Here is a 12,694-nt window from a genome sequence, read left to right on the forward strand (position 1 = left end):
CTACCTAAGAGGTCTCAGTTTGTGCATCGTCTGCTTCTTCCAGACCCAAAAACCCACCGGTCTGATGCGCCCATAGCTGGGCATAAATGCCGCCGCTGGCAATCAGTTCGCTGTGCGTCCCCTGCTCAACGATACGACCCTGATCCATCACGATGAGCCGATCCATCGAGGCGATGGTCGATAACCGATGGGCAATGGCAATCACCGTTTTACCGGTCATCAAGGTATTCAGGCTGTGCTGAATGGCCGCTTCAACTTCCGAGTCCAGCGCCGAGGTTGCTTCATCCAGAATCAGGATCGGGGCGTTCTTCAACAACACCCGCGCAATGGCAATGCGCTGACGCTGACCACCGGACAATTTCACGCCCCGCTCACCGACCTGCGCATCGTAACCGGTGTTGCCATACGGGTCGGTCAAGCCTTGAATAAAGTCATGCGCTTCGGCCTGACGCGTTGCCGCGAGCAATTCTTCCTCGGTGGCATCGGGCCGACCGTAGAGAATATTGTCGCGCACTGAGCGGTGCAGCAAAGAGGTATCCTGAGTCACCATGCCGATGTTTGCGCGCAGACTTTCTTGCGTGACGTCGCGCAAATCCTGGCCATCAATCCGTACCGCGCCGCCTTCCACATCGTGAAAACGCAACATCAGATTCACCAGTGTCGATTTGCCCGCACCGGAACGACCGACCAGTCCAATTTTTTCGCCCGGCTTAATGGTTAAATCGAGTGCCTCGAAAACACCCTCGTCTTTGCCGTAATGAAATTTGACCCGATCGAATTCAATACGACCTTGGTGTACGTCCAGCACTTTCGCGTTATCGTTATCAACAATTTCGTGCGGCTTCGACAAGGTGGTAATGCCATCGGCTACGGTACCGATGTTTTCAAACAACGCACCGACTTCCCACATAATCCATTGCGCCTGACCATTGAGTCGCAACGTTAGCCCCACGGCGATGGCCATGGCACCGACGCTCACGGCCTGGTTGATCCAAAACCCCACGCACAGCGCAGCAATGGCAAACAGCAGCACATAATTCAGCACACTGACACTGACGTTAAAACCGGTGACCAAACGCATTTGACGATAAACGGTCGCCATAAAATCGCTCATACCGGAGCGCGCGTACTCGGCTTCACGGGCGTTGTGTGAGAAGAGTTTTACGGTGGCAATGTTGGTGTAGCTATCAACGATCCGACCGGTCATGGCGGCCCGGGCATCGGCTTGCTGGGTCGACACTTTGCGCAAGCGCGGCACGAAGAACAGCATGATGGCAGCGTAGCAGGCGAACCAGATCGTCAGTGGCAGCAACAACCAGACATCAGCACGCACCAGCATCACCGTCATGGTGGTGAAATAGACCAAAACGTACACCATGACATCGAGCGTTTTCATCACCGATTCGCGCGCAGCAATCGAAGTCTGCATCACCTTAGTCGCAATACGACCGGCGAAATCGTTTTGATAAAACCCCAGACTTTGCTTGAGCAGATAACGGTGCGCCATCCAGCGGATGGACATCGGAAAATTACCGAGCAGCGCCTGATGAATCACGGCGGTATGCAGAAACACCACCAGCGGCAAAACCACCAGAGTGATAATGCTCATAAACAGCAAGCGGCCGCCTTCGTCACGTAAAAAGGTGGCACGGTCCTGATCGGCCAGCCAATCCACCAACTGACCGAGAAAACCAAACAACATCACTTCCAAAATGGCGAGCGTTGCCGTCAGCAATGACATGATCAATAGAGGCGCGCCCATGCCACGGGTATAGTGACGCAAAAAAGCCAGTAACGTTGCCGGAGGCTGTATCGGCTCTTCCGGAGGGAAGGGGCGTATCAGACGTTCGAAAAAGGCGAGCATGCAATCCTCGGTAGCCGATGGGAAGGGCAGCAAGGATAGCCTAAATCGTGTGACGTCTCTGCCTGCAACGATAACTTTGTGACCTCCGACCTGGCAGCCATCGCGTACAGCTATTCCTCAAGGCGTCGTTCGCGCTCACACGCCCAGCAATGATCAAAGCTGGCGGCGTTCAGTTCACCGCATTGCCCGCAATACCAATCACGTCCCTCGGCTTGAGATTGATCAGCTTCAATGAGCCGCTGCGCCAGTTCCACATCGCGCTCATCAATCACCCACAACTCGGGCCAGACATCAATCGGTGCCAATTCCCCTAACGCACCGGCTGCGAATTCATTGCGCACTTCACAATCAATGCCACGCTGCATCAATCGGTTGCGCACATTAGTCACCGCAAAATGGTGGGGGTGGGTATAAACCAGTTTCATAGCAATAAAAACGGACCTGTTGTTATACGATAAACGCTAGCACAGCCTTAGGCTGCTGTGGACTTCTCCGGTCAAAGGCGTTTCTATGGCCGCACTGCAAGCACGCTGGAGCCGATACCCGATGACTGCCGATCCTTTTCTCTGGTCTTCACTGCAGCGACCTTATCCCATTATTCAGGCACCCATGGTGGGTGTGTCGACACCCCAGCTGGCCGCTGCGGTTTCCAATGCGGGCGGCCTGGGCTCCATTGGCATCGGGGCCAGCTCGGTGGCACAAGCGCGGGAAATGATCAACGCCACGCGTGCATTAACGAGTGAACCCTTTAACGTCAATCTGTTCTGTCATCGCACCCCCACACCAGACCCGCAACGCGAGGCCGACTGGCTGCAGTATTTGCGCCCTTGGTTTGAACAGTTCAACGCCGAACCGCCAAACAATCTGAGCGTTCCCTACATCAGCTTCAATGACGACCCGGCCCTGTTGGCATTGCTGCTGCAAGAACAACCGGCGGTCGTCAGCTTCCATTTCGGGCTGCCGCCAACGGACTGGATTGCCCAACTGAAAGCCAACGGCATTGTCACGCTCGGTTGCGCGACCTGTGTCGATGAGGCGCGTCAAATTGAAGCGGCGGGCGTCGATATGATCGTCGCGCAAGGCAACGAAGCCGGCGGCCATCGCGGCACCTTCGAACCGCAACACTGCGATGCACAATTGCCTATCGAAACGCTGCTGAAACAGCTACTGACGCAGTGCCAGTGCCCGGTGATCGCCGCGGGTGGCATTATGACCGGTGAGGACATCCAGGCTCAGTTGCAAGCTGGCGCTGTTGCCGTGCAGTTGGGTACCGCCTTTATTCTCTGCCCTGAATCGTCAGCCAGCACCGCTCATCGCCAGGCGCTGGGGTTAAACCCATCGATTCAAACCGGCATCACCGCGGCCATTTCCGGTCGTCCGGCGCGCGGCATCCTCAACAGCGCATACACCGAATTAACCCGACCCGAAGCGCCACCACTGCCGGACTACCCCATCGCTTATCAAGCGGGCAAAGCACTGGCCGCGGCTGCCAGCCGTGCCGGCAGTGTCGACTTTGCCGCTCATTGGGCCGGCAGCGGTGCACCGCGAGCACGCGCCATGCCCGCCGCTCAGTTGGTTGCAACGCTGGCCCACGAAGCAGGCCTCAGTCCCGATTAAACCGCACCGGCGCGCGAAAGCGTTGAGCAAGCCTGGGTCTGCCACTAGAATCAATCGGCATTACAGTGGAGATCCTCATGCAGCCCTCGGCCCCGACTGGCATTGCTACCCGCCTTAAGCGCATCGAAACGAGCCCGTTTTTCCAGGGCAGCGTTATCTTTATCATCATCCTGTCGGCGCTGACCATCGGCGCCAAGACGTACGATATTCCACCGGTTTTTGAGCACACACTGTCGGTTCTCGACAACGCCATCACGCTGTTTTTTCTGGTCGAAATTCTGTTGCGTTTTATGGCCTGCGAAGACCGCAAGCGCTTCCTGCTCGATGGCTGGAATTTATTCGACACTCTGGTCGTCATCGGCAGCCTGATTCCGCTGGAAAACTCCGACGTCATTTTGATCGGCCGATTGCTGAGAGTCTTCCGTGTATTGCGTCTGGTTTCGGTCGTGCCGGAACTGCGGTCACTGATCAACGCCTTGTTCAAAGCCATACCGCGCATGGGGTACATCGCCCTGCTGATGTTCATCATCTTCTACATTTATGGCGCACTGGGTTCGCTGTTTTTCAGTCGTATTAACGAAACGCTCTGGGGCGATGTATCCATCTCCATGCTCACGCTCTTTCGCGTCGCAACCTTTGAAGACTGGACCGATGTGATGTATGAAACGATGGAAGTGCATCCACTGAGTTGGATTTACTACCTGACCTTTATTTTCCTTACCGCTTTCGTGTTTTTAAACATGATGGTCGGTGCGATTCTGGAAGTGATGCAGGCCGAGCAGGAGGCTGAAAGTCTCGAGCAGGCAAAAACCGAGCGACAGGATATGAACGAACAGCTGCGTCAGATGCAAGCGCAGCTGACGCAAATTCAAGAAAACCTGGAGCGTCGCTCCTGATCACAGCCGGCGCTCACTCTGGGTAATCTGTATGCTCGACGGTCAGCAATCTGGATCAGCGCCGGTTAAACCATGCGGCACCGGGCCAAGCCACGGAACGCCATTTTTCGCCTCCGAGCCCACACCCCGCCTGATTTTCGACTACGCTGCTCTAGACCGCTGGCACACTCACGGTCGCCATGGCAGATACCCGGCCTAAAGATCGCTATACTCCGGCGGCTATAACACTTATCGACGAACGAATTGAACAAAGGAACCAGCCCCATGGTCATATGGTCCGTGGCGAACCAGAAAGGTGGTGTTGGCAAAACCACCACCGTTGTCAGCCTGGGCGCTTTGCTCGCCGAGCAGGGCAAGCGCGTGCTCCTGCTCGATCTGGACCCGCAAGGCAGTCTGACCAGCTACTTCAAAGACGACCCGGAATCGCCTCAGCCTGGCAGTTATCACCTGTTTCAGCCGGCCGAAACCCGGCCGCACCCGGTCAGCCTGTTAACCGAGACCGGCTTACCCAATTTAACGTTGATTCCTGGCCGCACCGCTTTGGCCACTCTGGAGAAAAACCTCACCCGTCAGGCCGGAATGGGGCAGACCATCAGCCAGGCCTTGAAACTGCTGAGCAACGATTTTGACCATGTGCTGATCGACACACCGCCACTGATCGGCCTGTTGTTGATCAACGCCCTGGCCGCGGCGCATCGACTGATCATTCCGGTGCAAACCGATCCCATGGCGTTGTCGAGCCTGCAAGGCATGAGTGCCACCTTGAACCGATTGCGCTCATCCATTCACCGGCCGTTACCCGATACGCTGGTGCCCACGCTGTACGACCCGCGCACCCGCTCTTCACGGCTGTGTCTGCAAAACCTGAAAAACGAATATCCGGATCGGCTGTGGCCGCAGCCCATTCCCGTCGATACCGGTTTTCGCGATGCCGCCCGGCTCGGCGTGCCTCTGGGTGATCGCAACGCCGAAAGTCCGGGTTGGCTGGCGTACAGCCACTTGCTGGAATCCTTGTTGCGAGCGGACCAGGAACAACTCAGCGCCTGACACAACCTTCATCGACCGACCCCAAGCCAGCAAACGCACCGTTTGCTGGCTATCTGACCGGTTTTTCGCGTCCGTAAAACCGGCGCTGCACGGAACGCCCCACTTACTATCCCCAATCCCATTCGCCCACCCATCTTGTCAGTGTTTTTTCGACGGTCGTTCGAATATGGTAAACACAGGAGGTCGTGCCGATCAGGCGCCAAGGACGACGACAGCGTCATTCCACTCATTGCATTAAAGGAGAATCCGCATGTCAGATACATCGCAAGTGGCCATCATTACCGGCGGCGCCAGTGGTCTTGGCCAGGCCGTGGCATTAAAACTGGCCGATCAGGGTAACCAGATTGTGTTGGTCGACATAAATGAAGACACCGGCCAGGCAACCCGAACGCAACTGGAAAAACTTGGTGTAGAGGTGCTGTTTGTCCATGCCGATGTCAGTCGCGCTGCCGACGTCAAACGCTACGTGGATACCACCGTGGAACACTTCGGCCGTATTGATCTGTTTTTCAACAATGCCGGTATTTCCGGACCGGGTACGCCCTTTGTGGACAACAGCATCGAACAGATCGATGAGGTGCTGAACATCAATCTGCGCGGTGCGCTCTACGGATTGAAATACGTGCTGGAAGTCATGCTGAAACAAGGCGCTGGCACCATCGTGAATATGGCATCGTCCGCAGGTTTGGTGGGCATCGAGGGTGTAGGCACTTACTCCGCCACCAAACACGGCATGGCCGGTATCACCAAAACCATCGCGGTCGAAAACGCCAAACAGGGTATCCGCATCAACGCCGTCGCACCCGGCGCCACCGAAACGCCACTGATCAAAGCCTACCGCCAAGCGCATCCGGATATCGTCGCCCGCAACGAAGCGGCCATTCCACAACAACGCTTCGGGTCACCAGAGGAAGTTGCTGAACTGGTTGCGTTTTTATTCAGCGATGCCGCGCCACACATCAATGGTACCGTCATACCCATCGATGGTGGCTTTACAGCTCAATAAACAGTCACATGACACACTGAAAACAGCGACGGTGAATGAACATGGATTACAGCATCGGCCAGGTAGCCAAACAGCTTGGCTGCAATGTCCAGACGATTCGTTATTACGAGCAAATCGGATTAATTGCGGCGCCACAGCGAACAGCGGGGCAACAACGGCGTTATCGCAGTGCTGACCTGGACCGGCTGATGTTCGTTCGCCATGCTCGCGAATTAGGGTTTTCGCTCGATGCCATTCGCGCTTTGTTGCGGCTTTCCAACCAGGTCGAAGAACCTTGTCACCTGGCCGATCAGATTGCTGCAGAGCAATTAGCCGAAGTGCGTTCGCGCATCGCGCGCTTGCGCGCTTTGGAAGACGAGTTAGTCGCTATGGTTGACCACCGTGCTCACAGCACCGTGGCCAACTGCCAGGTGATTGAGGTGCTCAGAAATCACGCCTTGTGTCAGCATGACCATCATGAACCACCCACCTCACCGGCAGCTCCCTGAGTTCAATGCTTGAAACTTGCGGCCAATGGCTGACCTTGTTGAGCGCCAGCGTTCGACTGTAATCGACGCAATGGTTCAACCTCTCCACGCGTCGCCGCAAATTCCGGACGTGGCGGTTGCCCACAAAATGGATCAACCGCCTGGTTTGCAACCGAGTTATACACAAAAAACAAATTGCGGCGTGGCCAAGGCGACAGATTGTTTGCCGATGCGTGCAACACATTGCTTTCAAAAATCACCACGGAACCGGCCGGGCCCTGAGGTGCCGCTAGACCATGTTTGTCGATCAGCCGATGCAATACATCCGGCGTCGGTACCCCTACGGTTTGGTTTTTCAGTGACGACTTCCAATGCTCTTGCGGCGTCTGCCCGCCGGTAGGTACAAACCAGCGATGTGAGCCCGGAATTAACATCAACGGACCATTAAACTGATTATTCTCACTGAGCAAAATCGAAACGCTGAAACAGCGTGGCTGTGGCATGCCGTCTTCGCTGTGCCAGGTTTCGAAATCAGAATGCCAGTTAAAACCGGTGCCGGTAAAACCCGGCTTATCGTTGATACGCGATTGATGGATATAAACCTCACTGCCCAGAATTTGATGCGCCATATCCAACAGACGCGGATCTCGGGTCAGGCGATCAAAACGGCGCGATAATTCATGTATCGCAAAAATGGAGCGAATCTCATCGGTATGAGGTTCAATGATGACCTGATCTTTTTTCTTAAGCTCCGTATCGCGATCGTAGTCTTGCAGATCGTCGACAAACCCTTGCATTTCTTCGGGTGAAAAAAAGGATTTAAAAAATAAAAAACCCTGATCATCGTAGTCGCGCAATTGAGCTTCGCTGAGTGGCCCATCGCGCTGCGTCGACCCTTGGCTATAAACCACCGGGTCGAGACGTTCAAACGGCTTCGGCCGTCGTTCAATTCGAGTAGGATAACGATCCTGTGCTTCACGCATGTCAATTTCTCCCTTGACGAGTGACGATTCAATTCGATGATGTTTTGAAGTGCAGGCGCTTTAAAAAAAAACAGACCTGGCAGTCCCGACATGAGGTCGGTCGAACGCGCAATTAAGCGGTATTTGAGAAGCCAGAACGCAACATCGGGCGATACTGCCTGGCCATCAGGGCGCTGAGTTATTCAGTCGTCCAACGGACCCCTGTGTGAGGTTGTCCATTGGCCTTTCAAGGGCAGCGGTGCCGAGCAGATCACAGATTCAACGATACGCCCGCAACAAGTCCTTCAGCGTTGCGCTGTTGCCCACTCGTGAACGGATTTGCGCCAACAATAATTCCGCCGTACCCAAGGCATCACTTAACGCATGATGTGAACGGTAAATCGGCAATCCGTATCGGCGGCGACACGCCGTTAAGGTCAAGTCACGATAACCCGGTGGCCGTTCACGCGGCAGCCGTTTGCGCTCGAACGCCAGAGTGTCGAGGAGGGTGGGTTTTGGCCAAACTAACTGAAAACGACGGCATTGTTCTTTCAGAAAGCCACTGTCCAGCGGGGCGTGATGAAACACCCAGATATCATCGGCGTGTTGTTGCAACGCTTGACTCAACCACGTCGATAATGGCTCACCGCTTTCACGTTGTTGGTCGGTAATATGATGCAAATGAGCGCTGCCCATCACATCGTCACCCATGATGGCGCTCTGTTGAAACAAACAATGACCGGCCTGGTCGAGACGAATTTCACCGCGCTCAATGCTCACCCAGCCTGCGCTTAAGACATGGTCTTCGGCTGGGTCCAATCCGGTCAGTTCCAAATCCAATACCCAGAAGCGCCGTTCGTGCCACAAGGGTTTAGCCATACTGACCTCGGGCGTAACGGTTCAGCGCCATCTGCTGGGCTTCTTGTATGGTGCCAAAGGCATCTTTCAGGTGAGCCCGGGTCAGTGGGCTGAGTGCATCCGGGTCCAGAAAACTGGTGGGTTTTTCACCCCGCCGAACCGCTTCGCTTTGTTCTTCAATGCGCAGTGCCGCAATCAAATGCCAGGCTTCCATCAGACTGTGGCCAGCATCGGCTTCCAGCAAGCCAGCGTCCATGGCCGCCTGCAAACGAGCGTGCGTGCCGACCGCGGATAAACCACCGGCCAAGGCATGAATACGGGCCAGATCATTGATCAACGCCACGCCGCGGTGTTTCAAATCCAAGGCATCTTCATGCGCACCGCCACTTTCCACTACGAAGCGACGGAAAAAGCCCAAAGGCGGACGATTACGTACCGCGGTTTGCGTCATTAAGGCCAGAAACAAATCGGCTTTCGGGGTGCGTGCCAACAGGTTTTTTTGTACCGGCGCGAGCAAATCGGCATCGCCGTCAATGACTCGTAAGTCAAAAAAGATGCTGCTGTTCAGTAATGTTTTCGGCGAGGCGGCATCGACCCATTCGTTAAACCGCGCCTGCCAGTCGGCCACCGATAACCGCCATTGTGGATTACTCGCCATGATGTCACCGGGGCACAGCACATAGCCGCATTTTGCCAACGCGGGGCAGACCCAGTTGGCCAATTTTCGGAAATAGTCGGCTTCGGGTTGGTTGGGTTCACGTTCGAGAATCAGGGCGTTGTCCTGATCCGAGGCGAAGGTTTGATCCATGCGCGCCTGCGAACCAAATGCCAGCCATGCAAAGCGCATCGGCGCGTCACCCAGTTCCTGTTGTGCCAGCGCAATGCAGCGCTGCACAAAAGCGTCACCAATGGCCGCCAGCACGCGACCCATTTCCACCGGACTGATGTCAGCCTGCACCCAGTTGTGAATCAGCGCGGGTATGCGGTGTCGCAATTCGGACAGGCTGTCCAAATCGTTCTGACGTTGAATGTCATCGATTAAAAACAGCGGGGACACCTGTTGCGCCCGTACCAAATCGGTCGCCGTTATCATGCCGATCACCCGGCCTTGTTCCATGACCGGCAAATGATGAACACGGTGCTGACTCATCATTTTTTGCGCGTCAAACAAGAGGGCACCGGCATCGATAAAAATCGGATCGGTGGTGGCAATGTTTGACACCGGTAACTGCAAATCCAACCCTTCGGCAACGACACGATTGCGAATATCGCGGTCAGTAACGATCCCCCCCAAGACATCGCCATCGAGCAGCATCAAGGACGACACTCGTTCGTCGCGCATTAACTGGGCCGCTTGCTGTATGGATGTGGTTGGAACACAGCCAACCGGGGTGGCGTCAGCGGTAATCACGTCGCGCACGCTCTGCGTTAATTGCGTTTCCAGACGCGGCTTGGATTGCCGGTTGCGCGCCAATCGATTGAGCCGATTGCGCTGACTGCTGACTTGCTGAAAAAAATCACCCATGGGCTCGTATTGAGCGCTGAAGGCTTTGACCGCTTCAGAACTGAGTTTGTAGACCAAGGCGTCTTCAATAGGGTAGACGGTCAACCCTTCTGGGTTGCCGTTGAGTAAGGTGTTGATACCGAATAAATCGTGTTCACCCAGGCGGTCCAGCAACTCGCCGTCGGCGGTGCGCAATTCAAAAGCGCCGGTTCGGATAATGTACAGCGTTGGTGCCAATGCCAACGGCTGGTTGGCATGACGTGGGATGTAATCAACGCTCAGCCGTTGCGCGACATCGAGTCGATCCTCCGCCGGCAAGGCGGAAAACGGTAAGGTTTCAGCGAGGAAATCGACCACGTCTTTGAGATCGTCGGCGTTGCTCATAACAGCCTCCTGTCCGTGCTTTCAGCATAGCACTGCCACGGTTGATCACTCATAAAAAAACCGGGGCAATCGCCCCGGTTTTCATCAATCACGGTTGTGATCAGTGTGCAGAAGCAGCGCCGGATCCTTTCGGGAAACGGATGCTTTCTACCACATCCTGAACTTCATCCGGTGCATCGCCAGTCACTTTGTGAACGACGAAAGCCACCACGAAGTTCAGAATCATACCCACGGTACCGATGCCTTCCGGCGAGATACCAAACAGCCAGTTGTCAGAGACATTGGCGCCCGGGTTGATGAACTTGAAGTAGATGATGTAAGCGGCGGTGAAGGTGATACCAACGACCATGCCAGACAGCGCGCCTTCTTTGTTCATCTTCTTGTGGAAGATGCCCAGAATAATCGCTGGGAAGAAGCTCGACGCTGCTAGACCGAAGGCGAAGGCGACCACCTGCGCCACGAAGCCGGGTGGATTAATACCCAGATAGCCGGCCACGACTACCGCCACAGCAGCAGCTAAACGGGCGTACATCAATTCCTGTTTATCGGTGATATCCGGCATCAGATTTCGCTTCAGCAAGTCATGCGAAATTGACGTCGAGATGACCAACAACAAACCCGCAGCAGTCGACAGTGCCGCCGCCATACCACCGGCAGCAACCAGCGCAACTACCCAGTTCGGCAGCTCAGCAATTTCCGGGTTGGCCAGAACCATGATGTCGCGGTCGATGCTCATTTCGTTGCGCTCATCGGCAGCGTAGAACATACGGCCATCATTGTTCTTGTCTTCCCAGCTGATCAAACCCGTCGTTTCCCAGTTGCTGATCCAGCTCGGGGCGTTTTCATAGAGCGTGCCCTGAGCGTCTTCGCCGTTAATGGTGTTGATCATGTTCACACGAGCGAAAGCGGCAACCGCTGGCGCTGTGGTGTACAGGATGGCAATGAAGACCAACGCCCAACCCGCAGAGCGGCGAGCATCAGACACCTTCGGTACTGTGAAGAAACGCACGATGACGTGCGGCAGACCCGCTGTACCAACCATCAAAGCGCAGGTAATGGCGAAGATGTCGATCATCGGCTTGGAGCCTTCGGTGTACTGAGCAAAGCCCAGTTCCGTCGACAAGCCGTCGAGTTTCGCCAGCAAGGAAGTGCCATCAGCAACGCTGCCCCCGAAGCCCAGCTGCGGGATGATGTTGCCGGTCATCAGCAAGGAGATGAAGATCGCCGGAACAATATAAGCGAAGATCATCACGCAGTACTGAGCCACCTGGGTATAGGTAATGCCCTTCATACCGCCAAGTACGGCGTAGAAGAAGACGATGATCATACCGATGACCACACCGGTGTTAACGCCCACTTCCAGGAAGCGCGAGAACACCACACCCACACCACGCATCTGGCCGGCCACGTAAGTGAACGACACGAAGATGGCACAGATCACGGCGATGACCCGGGCAGTCTGGCTGTAGTAACGATCACCAATAAAGTCCGGCACGGTGAACTTACCGAACTTACGCAGGTAAGGCGCCAGACACAGAGCCAGCAGCACGTAGCCACCGGTCCAGCCCATCAGGTAAACCGAGCCGTCATAACCGAGGAAGGAAATAATCCCTGCCATGGAAATGAAGGACGCGGCTGACATCCAGTCAGCGGCGGTCGCCATGCCGTTAGCAACAGCAGGAACACCACCACCGGCGACGTAGAAGTCGTTGGTGGAACCGGCGCGCGACCAGATCGCGATACCGATGTAGAGCGCAAAGGTCGCGCCCACAAACAGATAACTTAAGGTTTGGATATCCATGGGGCGCTCCTCAGTCTTCTTGGACGTTGTACTTGCGGTCCAATGTATTCATCTTCTTCACATAGACGAAGATGAGCACAATGAAGGCATAGATCGCGCCTTGCTGAGCGAACCAGAAGCCCAGCTTGAACCCAAAGAATTTAATTTCGTTCAACACATCTACCAGCAGAATTCCGGCGCCGAATGAAACGACAAACCAGATCACCAGCAGTGTGAGCAACAGACGAACATTTTCACGCCAGTACTGGACGGCGTGCTCTTTGCTCTCGAAGCTCATCGAGTTTTCCT

The 12,694-nt window shown here is 55.3% G+C and carries 12 protein-coding genes; 5 read left to right on the forward strand and 7 right to left on the reverse strand.

Going from position 1 to position 12,694, the window contains the following annotated elements; translation table 11 throughout:
• Positions 1-4: 4 nt before the first annotated feature.
• Together BGP77_RS04305 and BGP77_RS04310 are read right to left on the reverse strand one after the other, a co-directional pair.
• The gene (locus BGP77_RS04305; RefSeq protein WP_108163497.1) at positions 5-1,864 is read right to left on the reverse strand and encodes an ABC transporter ATP-binding protein; all 1,860 of its coding nucleotides are present in this window, start codon (positions 1,862-1,864) and stop codon (positions 5-7) included.
• A 110-nt stretch (positions 1,865-1,974) separates the two neighbouring features.
• Positions 1,975-2,289, reverse strand: a complete 315-nt coding sequence (locus BGP77_RS04310; RefSeq protein ID WP_108163498.1) for a DUF2007 domain-containing protein — start codon at positions 2,287-2,289, stop codon at positions 1,975-1,977.
• A gap of 85 nt (positions 2,290-2,374) precedes the next feature.
• Between BGP77_RS04310 and BGP77_RS04315 the strand changes: the two genes are divergently transcribed.
• The 5 genes from BGP77_RS04315 (at position 2,375) to BGP77_RS04335 (ending at position 6,918) form a co-directional block, all read left to right on the forward strand.
• Complete coding sequence (locus BGP77_RS04315; RefSeq protein WP_233252299.1) at positions 2,375-3,481, forward strand: nitronate monooxygenase family protein; 1,107 nt, start codon at positions 2,375-2,377, stop codon at positions 3,479-3,481.
• A gap of 77 nt (positions 3,482-3,558) precedes the next feature.
• A complete protein-coding gene (locus BGP77_RS04320) occupies positions 3,559-4,377 on the forward strand; it encodes an ion transporter (RefSeq protein WP_108163499.1) in 819 nt (272 codons plus the stop codon).
• Between the two features lie 264 nt (positions 4,378-4,641).
• The gene (locus BGP77_RS04325) at positions 4,642-5,424 is read left to right on the forward strand and encodes a ParA family protein (RefSeq protein ID WP_108163500.1); all 783 of its coding nucleotides are present in this window, start codon (positions 4,642-4,644) and stop codon (positions 5,422-5,424) included.
• Positions 5,425-5,674: 250 nt separating this feature from the next.
• A complete protein-coding gene (locus BGP77_RS04330) occupies positions 5,675-6,430 on the forward strand; it encodes an SDR family NAD(P)-dependent oxidoreductase (RefSeq protein WP_108163501.1) in 756 nt (251 codons plus the stop codon).
• Positions 6,431-6,471: 41 nt separating this feature from the next.
• Entirely contained in the window at positions 6,472-6,918 is a 447-nt protein-coding gene (locus BGP77_RS04335; RefSeq protein WP_108164357.1) for a helix-turn-helix domain-containing protein, read from the forward strand.
• Positions 6,919-6,920: 2 nt separating this feature from the next.
• Here the strand turns inward: BGP77_RS04335 and thpD are convergent, their stop codons facing one another.
• The 5 genes from thpD to BGP77_RS04360 form a co-directional block, all read right to left on the reverse strand.
• Entirely contained in the window at positions 6,921-7,880 is a 960-nt protein-coding gene (thpD, locus tag BGP77_RS04340) for an ectoine hydroxylase (RefSeq protein WP_108163502.1), read from the reverse strand.
• 258 nt (positions 7,881-8,138) lie between these two features.
• Entirely contained in the window at positions 8,139-8,738 is a 600-nt protein-coding gene (locus tag BGP77_RS04345) for a 3'-5' exonuclease (protein ID WP_108163503.1), read from the reverse strand.
• Positions 8,731-10,605, reverse strand: a complete 1,875-nt coding sequence (locus BGP77_RS04350; RefSeq protein ID WP_108163504.1) for a DUF294 nucleotidyltransferase-like domain-containing protein — start codon at positions 10,603-10,605, stop codon at positions 8,731-8,733. The genes BGP77_RS04345 and BGP77_RS04350 overlap by 8 nt, the downstream gene beginning before the upstream one ends.
• A gap of 100 nt (positions 10,606-10,705) precedes the next feature.
• Positions 10,706-12,406 carry a sodium:solute symporter family protein gene (locus tag BGP77_RS04355; protein ID WP_108163505.1) on the reverse strand — a complete coding sequence of 567 codons (1,701 nt, stop codon included), beginning with the start codon at positions 12,404-12,406 and terminating at the stop codon, positions 10,706-10,708.
• Between the two features lie 10 nt (positions 12,407-12,416).
• A complete protein-coding gene (locus tag BGP77_RS04360) occupies positions 12,417-12,683 on the reverse strand; it encodes a DUF4212 domain-containing protein (RefSeq protein WP_108163506.1) in 267 nt (88 codons plus the stop codon).
• Between the last annotated feature and the right edge of the window lie 11 nt (positions 12,684-12,694).

This window comes from Saccharospirillum sp. MSK14-1 (genome assembly GCF_003054965.1).
Classification (GTDB): Bacteria; Pseudomonadota; Gammaproteobacteria; order Pseudomonadales; family Natronospirillaceae; genus Saccharospirillum.